Raw genomic sequence first — 23200 nt, forward strand, 5'->3', positions numbered from 1 at the left:
ATGAAAAAACATCATGTACAAATTATTCGTGCTACTCATGAACATATTGTTCGTTTATTACCACATGTAAGACAAGCTGATGTTGATGAGTTCTACGCTATGTCAATGCAAACACCTGAGCAGGTATTACGACATGGCTTATCTGTTTCTACTAAAGCCTATGCCGGCATTATTAATGATGAGGTGGTGACTATTTTTGGTGTTGCTTCTGGCTCATTACTGACTGGTTTAGGTGTTCCTTGGTTGGTGGGAACTGACTTATTAGAGCAACACCAGAAAACCTTTCTACGGCGCTGTAAACCCATCTTAAAACAGATGTTAGGGCAATACCCAACACTGATGAATTATGTCGATGAACGTAATCATATTGCTAAGGCATGGCTCCATTGGTTGGGGTTTCAGATTGAAGAAGCAAAGCCAGCAGGTTTACTTCAGTTACCTTTCCATCGTTTTACATTGAGGGCTAAATAATGTGTGAACCAACAACATTAGCGGCAGCAGTAATTGGTACTTCTGCATTGCAAGCATACGGACAATATACCGATGGTAAATTTCAAGCATCAGTGGCCAACCAAAACGCCAAAATTAATGAAGATGCTGCACTTGATGCAATTAATAAAGGAAACGCTCAGGCACAAGAACAGCGTAGACGCACTCGCCAATTAGCGGGTACACAGGCGGCAACAATGTCAGCCAGTGGCATTGATTTAAGCACTGCTGGGGCTTTAGATATTTTAGGTGATACTGCTGCAATGGGTGAGCTTGATGCGTTAACTATGGTTAATAACGCTTCTCGTGAAGCGTATGGCTATCGTATGCAAGCTGAGAATGATCGCCTTAATGCAAAAATGGCAAGACGCTCAGGCAATATGGGTGCAATGACAACGTTATTAACAGCCCCTATTCAAGCTTATGGCGCGTATCAGTTGGCTGGTGGTACATGGAGCCCGTTCGGTGGTGGTGGCTCAGGTGCTGCGAAAGCCGGCAAAACATTCGCTAAAGCACCAAAAGGATTTTAATTATGCCAAAGGTTCCTACATACGATAATAGAACGGTTATGCCTGAGCAGTTACCGAATAATGGGTTTTCTGTTCAATCATCACCTGATGCTTTTGGCGCTGGCATTGGTCGTGTTGGTGAGCAATATGTTGGTTTGTTTGCAGAAGCAAAACAAAGGGCCAATGTTGCACTGGCGCAAGATGCCGCATTACAGCTACGACAAAAAGCCAATGAACTGATGACCGATCCGAAAAATGGATTACTTTCACAGCAAGGTAAGAATGCGATTGGTAAAGCGTCTGAGTATGAGCAGTCATTTCGTGATTATGCTGGTGAAATATCATCAACATTACCTGACGATATTGTTCGACAAAGCTTTATGCAACAAGCGCAAGAAATGGGTGTTCAGTTTGCATCACAAGCGAATCGTCATGAGATGGGGCAAATCAAAGCTTATGAACAAGACCAGTTTCAATCAACGTTAACATTAAATGCAGAGTCTGCCGCATCAATGTACGGCGATAATCAGGCTTATATTTCTGCACATAAACAAGTGTTTCAGCAAATAGAAGAGTTTGGATTATCGCATGGTTGGGGGGAAGAGCAGATCCTTGCCAAGAAACAAGAATTCAAAGTAGCGACTGCACGTAAAGCGATTGAAAACCAACTCGGTGCTGATTATATGGGGTTCTTAGAACGAAATGGAGAACCTTCAAGCCTTGGTGGTGCTACCAGAAATAATGCGTTCTATGGTGGTACTGTTGGTAAAGTTAAAGGAATGACCCAACAGGGTAATATTAATTTACTCAATAGGCCAACAGTTAAAAACGAAGACGGCTCAATTAGTACAGTAAGAACGATTTCTATTGGTACCGATGATGGTGAAGTGCTGATACCTACCGTAAGTGACGATGGCAAGCTGTTATCTGATGATGAAGCTATTGCGTTATACGAGCAAACAGGTAAGCACTTAGGGATTTTTGATAACCCTGAAGATGCTACTGCTTACGCTGATAATCTGCATAAACAGCAAGAGAATATGTATACACCTAGTAACGGTGATACAAGAGGTGTTAGAAACAACAACCCTGGTAATATTCGACTATCTAGCAATAAATGGGTAGGGCAAACCGGTGATGATGGTGCATTTGCTAAGTTTGCCACACCTGAGCACGGCATTAGAGCATTAGGTAAAAATCTACTTTCTTATGCTCGACAAGGTTTTGTTACACCAGAGCAGATCATTAATCGCTGGGCACCACCAGAAGATAATAATGATACTCAGGCATACATTGAGTATGTATCTGATTACCTTGGTGTTGCACCTAATCAACCATTAGATTTAACGAATTTAGATACCTTAACGCATTTATCGACAGCGATAATGTATAAAGAGAATGGGCGTAACCGTGTTAATTACACTGATGAGCAGATAGCAACAGGCATACAGTCAGCACTTGGTTTTGTTGAGTTACAAGCGACATCAGAAGCACCAAAACTATTAACCGGATCTGCCGCTTTCGATGCCTTAGATGAAGCTGACCAAGCAAAATATTTACGACAAGCAGAACAGCTACGTAAGCAAAAACAAGGTGAGTTACAGCAACAACTCGGTACTCGTGTAGCGGACTCTTACGCAGCATGGGAAAGAGGGCTTGAAGCACCTAATGCGCCTACTCATGATGAATTAATCTCTGCGTTTGGCTATGACAAAGGTTCAGCTATGTCTGCTGATATGCAAGAAGCTAAACGTTATGCTGGTTTTATGTCAGCAGCTAAAGAGATGTCGCCACAAGCACAGCAAGTTTTGTTAGCTAAAAATAAACCTCAACCCGGTGAAGCAAACTACGAAAGCAAAATTCAACGTTGGGAGAAATTTGGTAAGTTCGTTGAAGGTAATATCAAGGAACAAGATAAGCAGTTTGCTGCCAACCGATTACAGCTTTCCATTCAAAATAACTTTCCGCTTGATCCCAATGATAGGAATAATCAGCAGGCAGCAGATGATTACTTTGAACAACATATTCAGCAGAGCTTTAATTTACGTGATGATAATAGCTTAAATGCCGTTGCTGAACTTACAGCAAGGACGGGAATTATCCCATCACAAATAAAATCAATATTAGACATGGGGGCTACATCTAAAGATCCTGAGGTTGTTCTTCCTATCGCGAAAATGTACGGGCAGATATTTGATAATAACTCAGCATCTGTTAGCAATATTCCATCAAGCACAATGGCGTATTACTCAAAAGTATATAGTTTAAGTCGTGCGGGTATGCCTGATGAAAAAGCGGTAGAAACTGCATTTAAGACGACATTTGAACAAGATGAACGCACTAAACAAATGATCGCTTCTCAAATCAGGGATAAAGGATATATCAAGGATAGAGATAAAGCAGCGCAATCTAATATCAATGATTTTTACCCTTGGTATAAACCATTTTCTTCACCAAGCGTTAGTAAGCCTGGTACTCAAAATGGCGCTTACTTACGTGACTATCAAACACTGTATGACGCTAACTTTGCTGAAACAGGCGGTGATGCAGAACTAGCCAAGAAAATGACTAACGCTCAAATTAAAAGAACGTGGGCGGTATCTAATATCAATGGCAGTGAAGAAGTTATGCGTTATGCACCAGAAGCCGTATACGGTATTAATGAATCAGGTGCTGGAAACTGGATCGCGGGTCAATGGGAAGAAGAGAAAAAGCAATTAATGTCTAAATCATTTGGTGGCGCTTCTTCTGATACTGATATTGTTATTGTCTCTGATGCAGTGACCCCCAGAGACTACAGTTACGGCATAATGATAAAACAAACCGGTAGTGATGATATCCCTATTTATCGTCCATACACGGGAGATAACGGCTTGCCTATTCGCTTTAAACCAGAACAGTCATCATCACCAATGTATAAAGAGGTAATGGAAAAACGCCAACAAAGCGTTAAGGAAGCTCAGGATAAAAGGGAACGAGAAGAAGCATTGGATAAATCACGCTCAGAATTTGATGAACGTCGTCAAAATATCCGTGAGCAATATAAAGAAGCTCACAATGAGCGAGTAAATAAATTCAATAATTATTTTTCTTGGGATAAGAACTGATGCCTATTTACGAACAACAACCTGATGAGATTTTATCTGCGGATATTAATGCTGTTCAGCAACCAGAACCTGCTTACGGTGATAATGTTTCACCGTCTTGGTATGACCCTATTAATCCGCTTGATGATAGACGGCAAACTAAAGAATTACGTGATGCGGCGTTTCGTATCGATAACTCAGTGGGTAGTTTGATTGCTACTGCACCTTTTAATCAATTTGAAGATGTAGACGGCTATAACCCATTTGAAGATGAATTAACGCTTTCAGGCTATGAAGACTATGCCGATGCCTTTATTCATTCAAACTCTCCTCAAGAAACCGCTGCAATAAAACAACGTATTGATCGTGAGCGTAACGATAAGCAAATGTTAGCAGATGCTGGCGGTGCTGGTGTTGTGAGTAGTATTGCTATGGGGGTTATTGATCCAATTAATGTTGCTGCAATGATGATACCAGGGGGAGCCATTGTAAAAGGTGGCAGTGTGGCCACAATCGCAGGTAAGTTTGCATTGGCAAATACTGCTGGGGGCGTAGCTTCTGAAATGGCATTACATAGTACCCAAGAAACACGAACATTAACTGAAAGTGTAATTAACATTACACTTGATGCCATGATCGGTGGAACCTTAGGTTCAGCTGCGCAGTTAGTAAAAAACCGTGGTGAATTGGTAACAAAAGTAAGAAATGATTTAATTGGAGAACAACAATCAGGGCAACAAAATATTCCAAATAATATCCCTGATAATTCTAGTGTTGGTGCAATGGAAGTACCTAACACCACATTAGAACAAGAAACCTTAAAAGGGCCATCATTTATTAATCGTACGATGAACGTTAGCCCTGTTGGCCGTGTTGCTCAATCCCCCTCTAAAACAGCGCGCCAAATTAACCAACAACTCACAGAAAATAACTTTACCTTTGCTAAAAATGAAGAAGGTATTGCGACATTTACCGCTGTTGAAACAAAAGTGAGAAGTTATGAAACACTTGTTTATAAGCAAGTAGAATCAACGAAAGATCACTTTAAACAGTATCGTCAATCTGGTGGACGTGATATGAGCTATTACCAATTTAGTGAAGCGGTTGGTGATGCTATGCGCAATGGTGATACTCATGCAATACCACAAGTGGCAGAGGCAGCACGTTCTATTAGACCTATTGTCGAAGCAACCAAAGATAGAATGGTTGAATTAGGGATCTTACGTGAAGGTGTAAAGGTGACAACAGCACAAAGTTATTTCCCTCGTATTTATAAATTCGACAAAATTTTAAATGATCGTACTGAGTTTAAGAAAATCATTGCTGACTGGTTAGAAGAGATTAATCAAACATCAATAAATAAAGCCAAAGGTAGCCTTGATCGTGCTGAAATTGGTATTGATAAAGCACGTAACGCTTCACCACAAGCCGAACGTTTAGGGCTTGAAATTAAAGAAGCTGAGAATTGGTCAGGTAAAAAATCTTTGTTGATGGATGATATTAATAAATATCAAAAAATCATTAATGAAAAGAATGCGGTAGAAGTTGAGTTAAATTCACTATCTAACCTTGCTAAGCTAAATAAAACGCAAACAAGAAGACAAGCAACATTACAAAGAAAATTACAGCGTATTAATGATGCTGAGAATAAATTACCTGCATTACAACGTAGCGTTGATATTCTTGATAACCCTCGCAAGTTTAGAAATGAACATCGTCGTTTAACACGAACAGCAAATTCATTAACTCGCCATGACAGAATTAGACAGTCCGCATTAAATCGCATGACACCTTTAGAGCGTGAAGAGTTAGATGCGGCTGCAGATGATATCGTTAATAAAATTATTGGTGCTCCGTCTGGCATTGTACCCAGTGAACTGATCCCTGATGGGTTAGTTAAACGTGCTGGTTTTACAAAAGATAGAACCCTAAACATTCCTGATGAACGAATTAAAGACTATCTCGAATCAGATGTTAACTATGTGATGGAAAACTATATTCGCCAAGTTGCGCCTGAAATTGAACTTACGGCTAAATTTGGCCGTGTTGATATGGATAATCAAATCAAAGCGATTACAGAGGAATACAACCAACTTATTGCTGATGCAACCACGCCTAAAGAACGCAGTCGATTAGAAGCACGAAGAGAGGAGGATTTACGTGATATTCGCGCGATGCGTGACCGTTTATTAGGTACTTATGGAGCACCTAAAGATCCAGGAAGTCTATTTGTGCGAGCTGGCCGTGTTGCTCGTCACGTTAACTTTTTACGTTTATTGGGGGGTATGACAATATCATCGTTACCTGATATGGCTCGTCCGATTATGCAACACGGTTTACGTAGTGCGTTAAAACCATTGGGTAAGATGCTAACTGATATCAGTGCTATGCGCATTGCTAAGGCCGATTTGCGTGAAATGGGTATTGGCCTTGAATATGCATTATCCAGTCGTTCTAAAGTGATTGCTGACCTTAGCGATCCCTATAGCAGACGTAGCTATTTAGAGCGTGGTTTACAGTGGTCGTCACAGAAATTTGGTAACTTTACATTAATGAACCAATATACAGACACGATGAAAATGTGGTCTGGGCTTATTACTCAATCTAAAGTACTGAAAGCAGCAAACACTTTAGAGGCTGGTGGTTCGTTAAGTAAACGAGAAATAAAGAAACTGGCTCATATTGGTATTGATGAATCAATGCTAAAGCGTATAGCAGATCAGTTTAAACGACACGGGGAAGACTTAGACGGCATGTTAACAGGGCATAGCCATTTGTGGGATGATCGTGTTGTGCGTGAAACTTTCCAAGCGGCAGTATTAAAAGACGTAAGAACCACGGTTATCACACCGGGCATTGGTGATACACCATTAATGATGAGCAGTGAACTAGGTAAGATTGTGATGCAGTTTAAAACCTTCTTCTTTGCTACTCACAATAGAGCGTTGGTATCAGGCATACAATCAGGTGATGCATCATTCTATTATGGCGCATTGCTTCAAGTAGCACTTGGATCCCTAGTCTATGTCCTCAAGGCTAAAATGGCAGGACGAGATATTAATACCGAACCGGCTAACTTAGTAAAAGAGGGTTTAGATTGGTCAGGAATGATGGGCTGGTTAGGTGAGCCTAACAATGTACTGGAAAACCTTAGCGGTGGTACTTATGGTATGAGTGCCATGTTTGGTGGGCCACCAGCATCACGTTATCAAAGCCGTAATGGAATTGGTGCATTATTGGGCCCTACATTTGATCTCGGTGGTGATATTAAAAACATCACATCAGGTGTATTAAACGGTGAGTTTGATGATAGAGAAGTGCGATCTGTGCGCAAACTATTACCTTTCCAAAACTTGTTTTATTTGTCACCATTATTGAATCAGGTTGAGGAGCAGATGAAGTAGGGGGAGCTATGTCTATTTTACGAGTGTTAGCAATCATCGGTAATACAATCATGTTAGTAGGATATACTTACTTGTTTATTGCTAAGGATCTTTCAGGTGCTTTATTAGCTGTATATATTCCATTAGCTCTTGTTCCGTTGATTTCGCTTATGTATTTGTATAAAACGCGATTTTATAAGTTTTCAGAGTTAGACCAAATAAAAGCAAAAGAAAAACAAGGAAGCTTTTTAAGCTTATGGATACAAAGAAAAAAACTTGAAGAGCAAGTAAAAATAAATAATCTTAAAAAAGATTAAAATAGCACCGCTTAAGCGGTGCATTGTTCTCATTTCTTTAATTCAGCTAAAATACATTCCACCAACGGTATTATATTTTTATTGCCTCTCATCTTTTGAACTATAAAGTTTCTCATTGCTATCAGTTCTACAAGTGGAGCTGATACATCATGACCATCGCTTTCCATCTTTGTTAAAAGTGCTTCAAGGTTTGATTTTGTAATTAACTTTTCAATCCCTTTATCGGTATTCACTACATCTGGATAGTTAGCTGGTGCAGGGTATTCATACTTCTTTTCCATGGCTAAAGTCCTCACTAATGAAAATAATTACGTAAACTATAATAATGTAAATGCATTAAAATGTTCATCTAAATGGTTAATTTAATTTTTTATTTGATAACCATTATTGCAAATATGGATATATTTTGTAGTTAAACGTATCATATCCTCATTAACACCAGAGGAGATGAGCAATGACGGTATCTACTGAGCTAAGCCATGAAGAGTATGTAGGTAATGGCGTAACAACGGATTTTGATTTTCGTTTCCGTATCTTTGAAGGCAAGCATTTGATTGTTGTGGTTGCTGACAGTGACGGCAATGAAAAAACATTAAAGAATGGTACTGATTACACTATTGTTGGTGCAGGTTCCTATCATGGCGGTAAGGTGGTTTTAAATAAACCTTTAGCCCAAGGCTGGAAGATATTATTAGAACGCGATTTACCTGTTGTACAAGAAACTGACTTACGTAATCAGGGTAAATTTTTTGCAGAAGTACATGAAGATGCCTTTGATTATCTAACGATGTTAATTCAAAAAGCATTGGGTACTTTCTCTTTAAGCTTACGTAAGCCTACCTATCTATCGAATTACTATGATGCCAAGGACAATCGTATTGCTAATTTAGCGCCTCCTAAGCTCGGCAGTGATAGTGCTAATAAAGACTACGTTGATAACAGTATTAAGGATATTGATAGTAAGACATTAAGGGTAAAGGATAAGCCTATACCTGCATTACCATCCGCTGAACAACGCAGAAATAAACAGCTCGGTTTTGATAATGAAGGTTATCCTCAATTACTTGATCCTGCTGAAACTGGTTCGCTTGGTTATGTACTTGTTGATTCTTTTGAGAAAGGCGCGGAGATAACCACACGGTATCAGGCGTTACATTGGGAAAGTAATGGAGAATATTATCGTTGGGATGGTGAATTACCCAAAATAGTTTCTATGAAGTCAACTCCTGAAAATTCAGGCGGAGTAGGTAATCGTGCTTGGGTTAGTATTGGTGATTCTTCTTTAAGAAATGATATAGGGATAATCGTTAAAAGGTATTCTAATGTAAAGGATATGATAGATAACTTTAATGGAAAAAAAGGAGATGTAATTGAAACATTAGGATATTATGATATTAATGATGGTGGTGGTTCTAAATATATTATTGAAGAAGATAATAATACAAATAGTATAGCAGATCATTTTTTAAAAAATAACTTAAAAGCAGTTTTAGTTAATTATTCATTACATTCTTTAGGTGTGTTTAGAGGAGATGATGCCACTGAGGCTATTAATTTAATGCTTGAAAAAGGTCACCCTGTATATATTGATGATGAATATATTGTTAATGTTGATAATGATTCATCAGCAATTAAACTAAAACCTAATTCATATATAGAATGGCTAAATGGAGGTTGTTTAAAATTAAAGCCAACAAATAAAGAAAAATATGAAGTAATTAATTTTGTTGGAGCGAATAACTCCATGGTCATTAGGCCTAAATTAATAGGTGATAGAATTGAACATATAGGTAATGATGGTGAGTGGGGGCATGGGTTATATATTACATCATGTAAAAATATAACTATTGTTGATCCTGATATTAGCCAAATGTTTGGGGATGGAATATGTATTACTTCACCGATTGAGTCAGATCTAGTAGAGTCTGAATATGCTACAAAGAATATTAAAATTATTAATGGAGTATTTAATAATTGTCGTAGACAAGGATTTAGTGTAACGGGGGGGCGAGATATTCATTTTATTGGTGAGCAGATATGTAAAAATATAAAAGGAGCTCCTCCAGAAGGTGCGTTTGATATTGAGGTAAATAACTTTGTTCCATTGAAAGGGCTTACTATTAATAGAGTGACTGGTATTAATTGTAATGGATATACATTTAATATATTTAGTAATGATGGAACAAGAATAATGGATAATATTAGTATTGGAAGCTTAATTTCAATCAATGGTAGAAGAGGGGCTTTAAGTGTAAAGGCGACTGAAAACTCTAATATTGGATTGTTAAAAAATATTTACATAAGTGAAATATATCAAAGTGTATTAGATGACTATTCTGGTGATTTAAAAGCTTATGATGGATTTTATTTTGATAGAGTTAAAAATATTAATATCGGTACTTTAAATTGTAACTTAAAAAAAGCAGTTTCTAATACCTTGCGATGTATTAATGGAAGTTCTGTTTTTGTTAATATATTTAACTCTGGTGGTGGTCGTTTAATTCAGTGTAGTGCTGGTAGCACCTTTAAAACGAAAACGTGGAATCATTCTTCTGGCATTGAATCTGAACAAGTATATGTTTCTGGTTCTAGTACATTTAGTGTTGGTTTAGTTAATGTGGATGGTGGAAATTTAAATATACTTTGTACTGATAAAGGAAGTTTAGTAGAGATTATTACAGGTATTATGAAAACAAAAAGTATCACTAAAGATTTATATGTTAGATTAACTAATTCAGGGGCTATGACGCTTGGAAATGTGAAATTTTCTGTAATAAATTCAGGAAGCATTATTGAAAACTCAGGTGAATTACATTGTTCTGGCACTGATTTTGGTTTTGGTAGAGTAGGTGCAACTGGGGTTAATGCTATGAGTGGGTCTAAAACGTTTTTAAATAATTGTATCATGTTAAATGAAACAAGTAATGTTAATAACGCTATTTGTATTTTTAATTCTGGAGCTACAGGGTATGCAGTTGGTTGTATTAGCTCTGATTCAAATGCTATTAGAATTCTTGATGGTAGTTCTGCTATTAGTAAAGGAAATATTAACTTATTTTAGCTATAAAGTAGTGATAATAAGGAACCAATAAAATATTGGTTCCTTATTTATTATAATTTTTTAAAAAAATAATCAATGACAATATCAGAGCCAAATAAAGACATGTGACTATTATCAGAATAGATAGGTTCGTTATCATCATTTAATAGCAAGCATTTTCCATTCTTACAAAGAATCTCATTCGGATCAATAAATATAACATTGTTCTTATTATTTGCAAATTCATTTAATTTTATGTTAATGTTTAAGACTTTCTGATCCATGTATTTATCACAGGATTTTGCTAATTTCCAAATTGGTAAATTGTGTCTTGCTAAACATTCAAATGTTGATATATTACTTCTTTGTGGTCTGCCTATAATAAAATAATTTCTATCAACTCCACCAATTTTAATAATTTCATTAATATCATTAATAATTCTTTCTTCTACATTTGATTTTATTTCTTTTTGTGTACTTCTACTATATATCTTATATGAATCCCAAGCTTGAGATATTATAACATCTGTTTTAGGGTGAGTTTTCATTGCTAAAATGAAATTATTATATCGCATAATACAACGCTGATCATTGAACTCATCCTTAAGTGAGATTAAATTAGGTGTAATAAAACATCCATCTTTAAAAATACCTATTGATTTTAATTTTTGATGCCTTATAGAATTCATGTACTGTCTCATGAAACTATCACCACTAATTATAAAATCAGGTTTATCAGTATCTTTCATATCAAAATATTGTATGATGCTTCCTTGTGTTATCTTTGTTCCACCATAATATTTTTTATGGAACTCTTCTTTAGTTAATCTGTATTTTTCATCAACTCTGTTTCCAATTCCATCAATAGATATATAGTAGGATAAAGAAACTGATAGCAACCAACATAATAATAATCCATATTTATAATTTCTTCTTTTCTCTATAACACTATAAGTTATAAATGCAAGTAATATGGTAGATATAAAATAAGTAAAAATAGAGATCTCTATATTTATTTTTTTAAAGAATACAATAAAAGGCCAATGGATAAGATAAATAGAATAAGACCAAAGGCCTATTTTTTGAAATGCATAATTAGATAAAAGAGTTTTTTCGTTATTAGAAATAATACAAAGATATGCACCAAAAACAGGTAGCAATGCATTATAACTAGGCCAGTTGTCAGAGTTTGAAAAAATAAAGAATGATGTAATAATTAAAATTAACCCCACTATCTCAATTATTCTTTTTTTATTATCTGTTGTCGATAATGGGAATAGAAATGCAATACCACCCAAAAGCATTTCCCACCCTCTAGTGTATATCATGAAGTAGGAAAGAGTTTTATTTACTGAGGATAAATAAATACAAAAAATAAAGCTTATAATAGCAGAAATCACAACAATTTTTTTCAGAGTACTTATTGATAATAGCTTTGATAAGATAAGCAATATTATTGGATATACTATATAGAATTGCCATTCTACTGATAATGACCATGTATGTAAAAATAGCTTGCTAAAAGAGTCTGCATCAAAATATCCAGCTTCATTAGCATAAGTTATATTAGATATGAAAAGTAAACTAGAAAACCCATGCTTACCGACTAACTGGTATGTTAATGGTTCAAAAAATAGATAACCAAGTGCTAATACAATCAATATGATAGTTATTAGTGCTGGAACAATACGTCTAGCTCTTGCTTTTAAAAAACTCCAGAGAGAAAAATTATTGCTTTCTAATCCTCTAAATATTATTGATGTCATTAAAAAACCAGATATAACAAAAAATACATCAACACCTGCAAAACCACCAGGTACTAACTCTTGATTAAAATGGAAAAACATGACAGATAAAACTGCAATAGCTCTTAATCCATTAATGTCAGCTCTAAACTTTTTACTTTGCATATTAAATTATTATTTATTTTACCAATAGAATGTCTGAATTTTATCATTAAAGTAAAGATTGTTCAGTATTTCTATTGTTTTGTTTTTATTTTACCTTATTTGCATTTTTGTTTATCTTATTGGGTGTGTAGTATTATGACTATTCATTAATCACTGGTACTACACTCATGCAAGAAGATGTCTACACAAAAGCTGGGATTGGCACAACTGCTTTTCTTGGTTACTTCGCAGGGCTTCCAGCAGAAGTTGTTATGGGTTCACTGTTGGGAGCCATCTTCTTTACCACTGCTGCTACTGAATATAGCTTTAAACGTAGATCGGTATTAGCTTTTCTAAGCTTCGTTTGTGGTCTTATATTCTTTAGTCCCGCAGCAACTATCTTTATTTCTGTTACTGGTCTTTTCGGTGTGAAACCTGAGCAATACGAAATCGAACATATCGACGCCGTAGGTGCTTTTGTTTCCGCTTTGCTTGTGGTTAAGTTAAGCGTAAAAGCATACGGAAGGGCTGATATACCGAAACAAGGAGGGCAACAATGAAATGCGAAACATTGCTCACTATTGTTAATGCCATCATCTGTACCGTCATATTTCTACGTGTGTTCTATTTTAAACGTGACGGCAGACAACACTGTAAAAAAGGTGGATGGTTAGCTTTCCTCATTCTTGCTTATTCTTCAAGCGTACCTATTCGCGCTTACTTCGATCCTAATTATCACGCTGATATCTACAACATCTTTGCCAATATCCTGATCTGCACAACGTTGTTGGTCAGTAAGGGCAATGTCATCAAGTTTATAAAGGGGTGAATATGTCAGTTTTTAAAGACGATTACGTTAACACTGGCGTAAGAGGTATCAGAAATAATAATCCGGGCAATATTCGACATGGTTCTTCTAAATGGCAAGGCCTAGCAACAGTACAAAGTGATGATAAGTTTTGTACCTTTATCAATGTTTATTATGGTGTTCGGGCATTAATGAAATTGCTTCAAACTTATAGTAAGCAAAAAGGTAAGCCTAATGTTGGTTGTGACAAAATAGATACTGTTGAAGAAATCATAGAACGATGGGCGCCATCATCTGATAACAACCATACTGAAAATTATATTAAACGAGTTTGCAAGGATACTGGCTTTGAACGTCACGAATGCTTAAACCTGTTTGATAAATCAACATCAATCAAAATGGCAAAAGCAATCATTTCTGTTGAAAATGCTCAACAACCTTATGTTGATGATGTTTTTGATAGAGCCTTTTCATTAATTTAATAATGGTGATGATTAATGAATAAAACCGTCATAGCGTTAATTGCTTTGGCTGTTTCCTTTACCGCTGGCTTTGTTGCTGGCGGTATTTATTTTGATAACCGAGCAATGAGTAAACAGATTGTAGGTAATCAATTAGATGAAAAGGATGTGGCCACAAATATTGAACTGCGTAAACAAGCAGACAATGAACAGCAGAATAAGTTGGAGATATATCATGACGCACAACAGCATGATACGATACGCACAGATGCTTTGCTTGATCGTGTTCTTAATCACTTTGACAGGGTGCAGCTCTCAACCGGTACCACGCAAACAGAAGTTACAAGTACCGATAACACCAATACCTGCCGAATTGAGAAAGCCAAAGCCAGTGAACTTTCTCGACAACTACGAGAAACACTTGAACGATATGGGCGTGAAGCTCAGCGTGCAGATGAAAATACCAGAACACTCAACCTTTGTATTTCAGAGCTGGGAGCAAAGGAAAAACTCCTTAATTCTTACCGATGAAAAAGTAGACAGATTTCATAATGACGGTATCGGTGACGGTGTTAGTGATATCTAAATTAACTATAATTTATATTTATCAGTGAGTTAAATTACTAGAATATAATTGAGTGGGAATAAAACATCGTTTATCAGCAATAGTTGATAAAGGTTAAAAAACCAAGAGCCATCAGTAAGTTACTGGTGGCTTTTTTGTTTTCTATGGTTGCTAATGGTTGACAAGAACCGAAAAAAATGACGGTATAGGAGACGGTATCAAAAAATAAATTATAAAATTAAGACACTAAAGTAGTTATGTTGCTATTGTTAGCTCTAGTCATCATCATAATTGGCAACATTATTAAATTTAAGAGTTGTAAGGAAATACCGAGTAACATCATCATGCATAATCAGATATTAAAAAAACTGCCACAAATAGAGCAAATGCATCAAATAAAACTACTTTATGTTGCTGAAAGTGGAAGCCGTGCTTGGGGCTTCGCATCAACGGATAGTGACTATGATGTACGTGGTATTTTTATACGACCTCGCAATGCATATCTTTCAATTGATAAACCTAAAGAAACATTTGAGTGGATAGAAAATAATTGGTTTGATGTAGGAGCTTGGGATATTACGAAAGCATTGCATCTATTACGTAAGTCAAATGCTATCTTATTTGAGTGGTTACAATCACCTATTGTTTATCAACAATATGCTGGTATCCAAAAAGAATTATTTGAGTTGGCACAATTATATTATCAACCCCAAATCATTGTTCATCATTATAGAGGGATCGCAAAAGCCGTTAGTAGACATCATTTTGAAGAGAGTCATGCAAGTAAAGCGATAGATGAACCCATAAAATTAAAAAAATATTTCTATCTATTACGTTCACTTTTAGCTGCTTATTGGACAGTAAAAACGGGGAATATCCCACCGATGGAGCTTAATCAGTTAATAAATATATTAACCACAGATGAGCAAATAATTATTCGAGAGTTAGTGAGCTTTAAAGCAGATAAAGATGAACACTTTACTTGGCTACCAACCGATAATATGCAAAAACTGATCACTTTTTTATGGCAAGAAACAGCAACTCAATTAGCGAAACGCACCGTACCAGATAATGAAATATTAAATAATTGGTTTAGGAAAATACTAGATGAAACTGACCATTGACAATATAAAGCCTTACCTTTTATTTGAAACAATTTCAGGTAGTCGTTCACAAAATTTGGCAACAGACAGTTCAGATACTGATATTAAAGGTGTTTTTTATCTACCTAAAGAGATGTTTTATTGCTCTGATTATGTGCCACAAGTAAGTAATAAAACTAATGATATCGTTTATTATGAATTAGGGCGATTTGTTGAATTACTGTGTGCGTCTAATCCTAATATTTTAGAATTATTAAATGCACCAGAGCATGTTGTTATTTATCGTCATCCATTATTTATGCAATTTAACCCAGAATGGTTTTTATCAAAGGAATGCGTACAGACTTTTGTGCATTATGCTCAAGGGCAAATAAAAAAAGCGCAAGGGTTAAATAAGAAAATCATGGATCCTATAGATAAAGAGTTAAAAACGATCCTTGATTTCTGTTATATCATTGAAAATGGAAAAAGCCTATTACTGAATAATTGGCTTAAAAAACGTTGTTGGGAGCAGCAAAATATTGGGTTGGTTAAAATCAATCATGCACAAAATCTTTATGCAGTTTTTTATGATCCAAATAGTGATTATCAAGGCGTAATAAAAAAAGATAATGCCACCGATGTTTTACTAAGCAGTGTCTCTGAAACAGCCATATTACAAGCCTATCTTAGTTTTAATAAAGACGGCTACAGTACCTATTGCAAGCAGTATCATGCTTATTGGCAATGGGTTGAGGAGCGTAATGAAGCCCGCTATCAGCAAAATATTGAACATGGACGAAGTTACGATAGTAAAAATATGATGCACACTTTTAGGTTGCTTTATATTGCATTAGGAATTGCCACTGAAAAAAAAGTCAAAGTTTGGTGTGATAACAGGGATGAATTGTTAGAAATTAAATCTGGGGCTTTAAGTTATGAAACATTATTTGAGCGAAGTAAAATATTAATAGAAAAAATTGAGCAAGCTTTTCAACAAAGTCAATTACCAGAAAAAATCAATCCTCAATTAATTAAACAAGTATTAGTGAATATTCGTAAAGAATTATATCAATAATAGAATACTATTATCCCTTACAAAGTTGTAAGGGATAAACTATTAGTTATAAATAATAAAATAAAAGTTATTTACAATCTAACATTAGGCATAAGTAATTAACTTACTAGAAGATAATCTGGATAAGCATCGGTTAATTTCATATAAATACGCTTATTTTGCGCATTTTTTCTGAAATCTTGTTTTAAACAGATCCGAGTTGCATTTTTTAACTCTGCGGGAAGATTATCACTTTCTGTAGGCGTAATAATGGAAAAACGCACTTTCTTTTTAGACCGACTTAAATTATAAGGTAAACCTAAAATACGTCTTGCGACTCTGTTTGTTTTCACAACTCACTCCTTTTTTACATGTAATATAGAGAAAGCTTGTTAATTATAACAGAAAATAACTAGGGTAAGATATCGGTTAAATTTATTCTTTAGGATAATAACCTATAAAAACCAGTTTGTTGTTTTTTTATTTTTTCCTTTGCTCATTAGCGTATTATTGTTCATTTCCTTGACTTATAAAAATTTAATAATAATTTATTGTTTATATTTTTTCTGTGAATATAAAGATAATCTCAAAAAGAAAAGTTTTTAAAAATGATTTAGCAGTTAAATAGTAATTAATCTTAATATTTTACTTTGTTTATTTGTCTCATTATTGAGATTGTAAGTATTGTTTTATTTACAATATACTATCATTTTTATCACAAATAAGATGAAATAGCATGATAATGCAATGAAATAATCATTAATTTAGGCTTTGATGTATCCATTCTAGATAACCATGAAACCCATTTTCTATAGGGACAATAATGACTTCTGGTGTATCGTAAGGGTGCATTTTTACTAGTGTATCAATCAAAATCTGTTGTTTTGAACTCTCGCTTTTGATCATCATAAGTACCTCATTATCTTCAACAATTTCATTATTCCAATGATAGATAGATTTGATATTAGGAAGGACGTTAATACAAGCTGCAAGCTTCGCCTGTATAAGATGGTGAGCTATTTCATGGGCGACAGTTTCATTAGGGGTTGTTGAATAAGCGATAATCATATTTTTCCTCTGTATTAATGGGTCTATGGTTAATTTGTTATAGGGTAATTAACTTTAATATCATCAAAATAAAACTTTTTAAAACTTAACGCTAAGATTTCTCTTTTTAACCGAATAAAAACATATTTTCAAAAAAAACTTTCTCGATATGAGATAATTACGGCATTATTAAGTAGATTTTACATATTTTGAGTTTCTTTTTGTAAAGAAAAACACCCATTTGCCGATATTAGTAGTTGTTAAATGAAATGTATCTAATTGTGTTATAAGAACATATTCAATAAAAATTGTTATTACCTTCTGCAATATCGTAAATATAAAATAAATTAATTATTAATAAGATTTATAAAAAATAGTGGGGTTTAAAATGGATAATAATTCGCTAAAAAATGCGAGTTTATTTGATAATGATCCCGTTCTTTATGCTGCATGGCTTTACTATCAGGACGGACTCAGTCAAAGTGAAGTTGCAAATATTATGAGCGTTTCTCGAGTGACTGTTGTGAAGTATTTACATCTCGCGAGAGAAAAAGGTTTCGTTAATATAAGCTTGGATTCATCAGTATTTTCTACGATTGATTATTCAATCAGAATAAAAGCAAAATTTAATCTTAATAATGTGCTTATTTTACCTGATGAAGAAAAGAATAAATCGCAACAAACATCAAATATGAATCGAGAAAGATTAGCTAAAGCAGGGGCTATGTATCTTTCTCAGATAATCAGCAATGATGATATTTTAGGCGTAGCTTGGGGAAGAACAATCCATAAACTAGGGCACTATCTCCCCACTAAAACACTAGAAAATGTCACTGTGTTACAAATGATTGGGGCTGTAGCCCCACAACCTGATTTTACTACTGCGGAATCTGCCGCTTTGATCGCCAATAAGTTTTCAGGTTGCAGTATTAATTTGCATGTGCCGGCTGTAGTGTCAAATGCGCGTTTGGCAATGGAACTACAAGCAGAACCCATAATACGGCGTAATTTCTCTGCTTTAAATCAATGTAATAAAGCTTTGTTTGTAGTGGGTAATACTCAAGATGACAATCCTTTGATTACAACAGGCGTACTCACCACAAATGAGATGGCACAATATCGCGATTTAGGTGCTGTTGGTGTCATTTGTGGTCGATTCTATGATGCACAAGGTAATCCTCTGCTTTCTGATATCGACCTTAGAATTATGGGAATTAGTCTTGCACAGTTAAGACAGATCCCACAGCGTATTTTTATTGCTGGAGGCGTTGAAAATGTTGCTGCAACCATAGGCGCAATAAAAGGGGGATATGCTACAGATATTGTCATCGATGAAGTGACGGCATTAGCATTATTGGAGTTGAGTATTTAATAGTGAGATCCTCGTTTAAACGAGGATTTGTTATTAATATCGCTGTTATTTTTCATCTAGATCGCTTATCAAATATGAGTGATTATGTATTTTTATTCTAGGTACAGAGTGATAAAAATATCTTAATAAATAAATTAGAGATGAAAAGTAAAATGATAGCTTGCTAGCACTTTGCTGTTTTTTTCTTACTAAGATCTTGCCTTAATTTCTCATATCTATCATTATATAAAAAATTATATAACGATATTGTGTTTGAGGATGTTATGAAACGCCAAGTTTTGGTAGGTTTAGGTTTTGCGCTAGGATTATTTTGCCATAACAGCTTTGCTGTAGAGCTTCATCTTTATGCTGGCGCAGGATTAAAACAGCCTGTAGAGCAAGTTGTTGGTCTATTTGAAAAAGAAACCGGTAATACAGTGACTATCGAATATGGCGGTTCTGGCCAAATTCTTACACGCTTTAATCTCACTCAACAAGGTGATCTGTTTTTTCCTGGCTCTCAAGAGTATGTAGAGAAGTTAGCGAAACAAAATCAGGTGGTTAGCCAATATCCTATTGTGCGTCATATTCCTGTTATTGCTGTCAGAAAAGATAAAATCGGTGAGATCAAAACTATTACAGATCTTGCAAATAGTTCATTGAAATTAGGTATGGGAGATGCAAAAGCAATTGCATTAGGTAAAAGCGGTGAACAATTAATCGAAGCGTCAGGCCAAGGTGAGCAGTTACGAAATAAAGTGGTTGTTCGTACAGCAACCATTAAACAGTTACTTATGTATTTATTAAATGGTGAGGTTGATGCTGCCATTATTGGTTACGCTGATGCAATGAAAAATCAAGATAAATTAGTTTTATTACCCATACCTGAAGGAAGCCCCGAAGAAATTGCGACATTAGCGGTATTAAAAACTTCAACAAATCCCACACAAGCACAACAATTGGCTGATTATTTTTCTCGTCCCGAAGGAATAAAGGCTTTTACTGATTATGGTTTTCTACCTGTTATTTCAAAACCATAGATTTTTCTCACATTATTTGTATTTTTGCCACCGGCTCACAGGTGGCTTTTTTCATTTTTACAATAAATGTCATTAGTAGATTAAGAGAAGGCTTCACTGTGTATCGTTGGGCACTAATACCACTTTTATTATTATTATTTTTGATATTGGGATCACTTATTGCATTAATTTGCCAACTCTCTTATCACGAACTCACCATGGTTATTACTGATGCTGAATTTCATTTTGCCGTATTGATGTCACTGAGCACCGCGTTAACATCATTGTGTTTAGCCGTGCTCTTAGCTGTACCTGCAGCTTGGGTGATGGCAAGATCGTCATTTAAAGGACAGCGTTTTATTGATGCGTTACTCGATTTACCCTTAGTCACGCCTCCTTTGGTAATAGGTATTGGATTATTATTATTGTTAGGTCATCAAGGACCTTTAACAGGGGTTTTCCCTCAATTATCTCGTGCCCTTTTTTCTCCCTTGGGGATTATTATTGCTCAAACATATGTTGCAAGTGCAATCATTATGCGTAATAGCCTTGCGGCGTTTAAAGCTATTGATCCTGCTTATATTCAAACCGCACAGAATTTAGGATTAACACCAACAAAAACGCTTATTTTGGTTGAGATCCCACTTTGTTGGTCTGTATTAATCAGTGGTTGTATTGTGGCTTTTTCTCGAGCATTAGGGGAGTTTGGGGCAACATTAATGTTGGCAGGGGCCACACGATTAAAAACAGAAACCTTACCAATGGCAATCTATTTAAATATAGCGAGTGGTGATTTCTCGCTTGCGATAGGTTGCGCTTTAGTACTGATAGCAATTGCAATTACTCTATTGTTTGCTTTACACCGTTTACAGCGTGATAGTAAATTAGCATGTTAACCATTCACTCGTTGACTACCGGTATTTTAACCGAGGTTTCATTACACCTAGAGCAAGGGTGTTGTTTAGGGATCAGTGGCTCATCAGGTAGCGGCAAAACAACGTTACTCAATGCTATTGCGGGTTATACCGGCTATACAGGGGATATTGTTTTAGCTAACCAAAATATGAATAAATTACCTGTTTGGCAGCGCCCCTGTCGTTATTTAAATCAGCGTCTTTATTTATTCCCTTTTCTCACTGTAAAGCAAAATTTATGGTTGGCACAATATGCGGCTAAGCAAAAGCGCAGTAAAGAAAAAGAGATAGCGTTACTTGAACAGATGGGAATTGCTCATTTAGCAACACGTTATCCATCTCAAATATCAGGGGGAGAGCAGCAACGAGTTGCATTAGCAAGAGCACTCATTAGCCAACCCAAACTGTTATTAATGGATGAACCCTTTTCAAGTTTGGATTGGGAAACACGTTATCAGCTGTGGGAGCTTATTATCTCATTAAAAAAACAGCAGATAACGATGATAATAGTCACTCATGAGCCTCGTGAATTGCAAGCATTAGCAGATAAAACGCTGTTATTATCTAATGGGAAAATTGTGCAAGAAAGTAAAAACTAAAATAAAAATATGCAGATGATCACCAAGCCATCACAGACCAATGAATAACGCGTCCCATAATTTTAACGGAGTCAATTTCTGCAAATTCATCAGGAAATTCATCTTTATTGTAGCTACGAATAATTAATTTTCCGCCTGGCTGACGGTAGAGCAATTTTATTCTAAATAATGAATCTTGTTCGATAGCATAAATACCGCCATCCACAATCCGCGTATTACCTGTATCAACGGTCACTGTTGAACCATTTGGAATAACCGGAGACATACTATCACCATAGACGGAAAAACAGATCACATTTTGTGGTGAAGCGCCATAGCGGCGTAGTGTGCTTTTGGAGAATCTCAATTTATAACCATTATGATCTTCGTTAGTACAGCAGCCATCACCAGCGGCAAGTTCAATACTTTTAAAATAACGGATCTCGACTTCATCAGCATTGAGAGGGGTATCGTTATCCCATTCACTGACTGAATGCCATTCATCTTGGGGAGGAATTTCAGAAGCGTGTGTTTGTTTATTATCCCCTTCGAGCAACCACGATAATTCACAATTTAACGCTTTTGCTAATTCAGGTAAAAAACGAGGGCGTTTGGTTTTGCCACTCTCAAGCTGTTCAATTGATTGTTGCGTTGTACCAGCCAAGGTAGCAAGCTCAGACTGTGTTAAACCTAACGCAATACGTTTGTCTTTGGTGCGTTTTGCAATAGACATGAGTGACTCCTAATACGTGTCCTTACATATTTTAAGTATAAAGAGTATACCGTAACTAGAAAACAAATTAAATTGTATTTTGTGGGGTGTTCAACGAAAAAGGGTGATTATTTTAATTGAAAGACATCATCGGCGCTATTTGGCGGTGTTAGGTATGGATTTTCATCGGTCACTTCGGGATCACGTAATACTTCACCACAAAAAATATAGAGATCGGGTCTTTTCTTTTTGAGATAGTTTAAGCGAATAGTACATTCATCCTTGGTATAAATGGTTTCTGTTACTGGAACCGCATCACAAGAATCATGCCCGCATGGACTGACTAATAAAACATAACCGACCAGCATGAGCTGTGAAGTAAACATAGCATACCCTTATAACTATTCATGTTTGGTCATTGAAATCAGATGGCTAGATTACCTATTCATGATCCAAAATGCAGTTTCTATTTATCTTAAATTGACTTAATGGTGTAAAAAGGCGTATTGTGTCACAAAATTTCTAGTCTTTATTTGTATTTTACACCGAAATGTTATAGGTCTACTTAGAAAATCGTGTTGTCATATCATGATTAAATATTAAAAAACAAATAGATTTGTTTTATTGAGATAAACGTTATTGTAATTTTGTATCACTATCGTAACTGATTTTGCAACATACTGTCTTTGTGTGTTTTAAAATAAGCTTTGTCAATGATATGGCATTTTACCTATTTCGCTAACAGATAACTATTTTTATTGAATCTGTTAATGGCGACAGCGTGATGCGTTGCCGATCCTCTTTTTTCGAGATTAAAATACAAAAATAGAACATAAATAAGTTTTATATGGCAATAATGTTTCTGCTCACTTTTAGATTCATTATATATTCAA

22 protein-coding genes are annotated in these 23200 nt (G+C 35.5%); 16 read left to right on the top strand and 6 right to left on the bottom strand.

The window, feature by feature from the left end; translation table 11 throughout:
• The 5 genes from AACU98_RS16190 to AACU98_RS16210 are packed head-to-tail and all read left to right on the top strand — an operon-like array spanning position 1 to position 7784.
• Complete coding sequence (locus AACU98_RS16190; RefSeq protein ID WP_237612231.1) at positions 1 to 471, top strand: hypothetical protein; 471 nt, start codon at positions 1 to 3, stop codon at positions 469 to 471.
• The gene (locus AACU98_RS16195; RefSeq protein ID WP_004243338.1) at positions 471 to 1019 is read left to right on the top strand and encodes a hypothetical protein; all 549 of its coding nucleotides are present in this window, start codon (positions 471 to 473) and stop codon (positions 1017 to 1019) included. Before AACU98_RS16190 ends, AACU98_RS16195 begins: the two co-directional genes overlap by 1 nt.
• Positions 1020 to 1021: 2 nt before the next feature.
• Entirely contained in the window at positions 1022 to 4105 is a 3084-nt protein-coding gene (locus tag AACU98_RS16200) for a hypothetical protein (RefSeq protein ID WP_161735164.1), read from the top strand.
• Complete coding sequence (locus AACU98_RS16205) at positions 4105 to 7488, top strand: hypothetical protein (protein ID WP_161735168.1); 3384 nt, start codon at positions 4105 to 4107, stop codon at positions 7486 to 7488. The genes AACU98_RS16200 and AACU98_RS16205 overlap by 1 nt, the downstream gene beginning before the upstream one ends.
• An 8-nt stretch (positions 7489 to 7496) precedes the next feature.
• Entirely contained in the window at positions 7497 to 7784 is a 288-nt protein-coding gene (locus tag AACU98_RS16210; protein ID WP_070486756.1) for a hypothetical protein, read from the top strand.
• A gap of 29 nt (positions 7785 to 7813) precedes the next feature.
• Here AACU98_RS16210 and AACU98_RS16215 read toward each other — a convergent pair whose 3' ends face one another.
• On the bottom strand, positions 7814 to 8065 hold the full coding sequence (locus AACU98_RS16215) for a hypothetical protein (RefSeq protein ID WP_070486757.1): 252 nt from the start codon (positions 8063 to 8065) through the stop codon (positions 7814 to 7816).
• 173 nt (positions 8066 to 8238) lie between these two features.
• Here AACU98_RS16215 and AACU98_RS16220 point away from each other — a divergent pair, with 173 nt between their 5' ends.
• On the top strand, positions 8239 to 10845 hold the full coding sequence (locus AACU98_RS16220; protein ID WP_237612232.1) for a tail fiber/spike domain-containing protein: 2607 nt from the start codon (positions 8239 to 8241) through the stop codon (positions 10843 to 10845).
• 50 nt (positions 10846 to 10895) lie between these two features.
• Here the strand turns inward: AACU98_RS16220 and AACU98_RS16225 are convergent, their stop codons facing one another.
• Positions 10896 to 12734 (bottom strand): acyltransferase family protein, encoded by a 1839-nt coding sequence (locus AACU98_RS16225; protein WP_161735171.1) that lies wholly within the window; start codon positions 12732 to 12734, stop codon positions 10896 to 10898.
• A 167-nt stretch (positions 12735 to 12901) separates the two neighbouring features.
• On the opposite strand from AACU98_RS16225, the gene AACU98_RS16230 reads away from it, so the two are divergent.
• From AACU98_RS16230 to AACU98_RS16255, 6 genes are all read left to right on the top strand, one after another.
• Positions 12902 to 13273: a putative holin gene (locus AACU98_RS16230; protein ID WP_020945795.1), complete on the top strand. Its 372-nt coding sequence runs from the start codon at positions 12902 to 12904 to the stop codon at positions 13271 to 13273.
• Entirely contained in the window at positions 13270 to 13542 is a 273-nt protein-coding gene (locus AACU98_RS16235) for a phage holin family protein (protein ID WP_004243326.1), read from the top strand. The genes AACU98_RS16230 and AACU98_RS16235 overlap by 4 nt, the downstream gene beginning before the upstream one ends.
• 2 nt (positions 13543 to 13544) lie before the next feature.
• On the top strand, positions 13545 to 14003 hold the full coding sequence (locus AACU98_RS16240) for a structural protein (RefSeq protein WP_161735175.1): 459 nt from the start codon (positions 13545 to 13547) through the stop codon (positions 14001 to 14003).
• A gap of 15 nt (positions 14004 to 14018) precedes the next feature.
• Complete coding sequence (locus AACU98_RS16245; protein ID WP_161735177.1) at positions 14019 to 14513, top strand: hypothetical protein; 495 nt, start codon at positions 14019 to 14021, stop codon at positions 14511 to 14513.
• A 378-nt stretch (positions 14514 to 14891) separates the two neighbouring features.
• Positions 14892 to 15671 carry a nucleotidyltransferase domain-containing protein gene (locus AACU98_RS16250; RefSeq protein ID WP_161735181.1) on the top strand — a complete coding sequence of 260 codons (780 nt, stop codon included), beginning with the start codon at positions 14892 to 14894 and terminating at the stop codon, positions 15669 to 15671.
• Complete coding sequence (locus AACU98_RS16255) at positions 15655 to 16707, top strand: DNA polymerase beta superfamily protein (protein WP_012368027.1); 1053 nt, start codon at positions 15655 to 15657, stop codon at positions 16705 to 16707. Before AACU98_RS16250 ends, AACU98_RS16255 begins: the two co-directional genes overlap by 17 nt.
• A 98-nt stretch (positions 16708 to 16805) precedes the next feature.
• On the opposite strand, the gene sra is transcribed toward AACU98_RS16255, so the two are convergent.
• A complete protein-coding gene (sra, locus tag AACU98_RS16260) occupies positions 16806 to 17039 on the bottom strand; it encodes a stationary-phase-induced ribosome-associated protein (protein WP_004243316.1) in 234 nt (77 codons plus the stop codon).
• A 406-nt stretch (positions 17040 to 17445) separates the two neighbouring features.
• Entirely contained in the window at positions 17446 to 17754 is a 309-nt protein-coding gene (gene cutA / locus AACU98_RS16265; RefSeq protein ID WP_126402825.1) for a divalent-cation tolerance protein CutA, read from the bottom strand.
• Between the two features lie 367 nt (positions 17755 to 18121).
• Here cutA and AACU98_RS16270 point away from each other — a divergent pair, with 367 nt between their 5' ends.
• The 4 genes from AACU98_RS16270 to AACU98_RS16285 all read left to right on the top strand — a co-directional run bounded on the left by AACU98_RS16270 (position 18122) and on the right by AACU98_RS16285 (position 21616).
• A complete protein-coding gene (locus AACU98_RS16270) occupies positions 18122 to 19105 on the top strand; it encodes a sugar-binding transcriptional regulator (protein ID WP_004243314.1) in 984 nt (327 codons plus the stop codon).
• Between the two features lie 263 nt (positions 19106 to 19368).
• The gene (modA, locus tag AACU98_RS16275) at positions 19369 to 20124 is read left to right on the top strand and encodes a molybdate ABC transporter substrate-binding protein (RefSeq protein ID WP_004250908.1); all 756 of its coding nucleotides are present in this window, start codon (positions 19369 to 19371) and stop codon (positions 20122 to 20124) included.
• A 98-nt stretch (positions 20125 to 20222) separates the two neighbouring features.
• Positions 20223 to 20999 (top strand): ABC transporter permease, encoded by a 777-nt coding sequence (locus AACU98_RS16280; RefSeq protein WP_161735184.1) that lies wholly within the window; start codon positions 20223 to 20225, stop codon positions 20997 to 20999.
• Positions 20993 to 21616, top strand: coding sequence for an ABC transporter ATP-binding protein (locus tag AACU98_RS16285; protein WP_012368025.1), 624 nt, complete (start codon positions 20993 to 20995; stop codon positions 21614 to 21616). Before AACU98_RS16280 ends, AACU98_RS16285 begins: the two co-directional genes overlap by 7 nt.
• Positions 21617 to 21635: 19 nt before the next feature.
• On the opposite strand, the gene AACU98_RS16290 is transcribed toward AACU98_RS16285, so the two are convergent.
• Positions 21636 to 22328 (bottom strand): XRE family transcriptional regulator, encoded by a 693-nt coding sequence (locus tag AACU98_RS16290; protein ID WP_004243309.1) that lies wholly within the window; start codon positions 22326 to 22328, stop codon positions 21636 to 21638.
• Between the two features lie 107 nt (positions 22329 to 22435).
• On the bottom strand, positions 22436 to 22693 hold the full coding sequence (locus tag AACU98_RS16295) for a hypothetical protein (protein WP_004243308.1): 258 nt from the start codon (positions 22691 to 22693) through the stop codon (positions 22436 to 22438).
• Between the last annotated feature and the right edge of the window lie 507 nt (positions 22694 to 23200).

Source organism: Proteus sp. G4380 (assembly GCF_963885725.1).
Lineage (GTDB): Bacteria > Pseudomonadota > Gammaproteobacteria > Enterobacterales > Enterobacteriaceae > Proteus > Proteus mirabilis.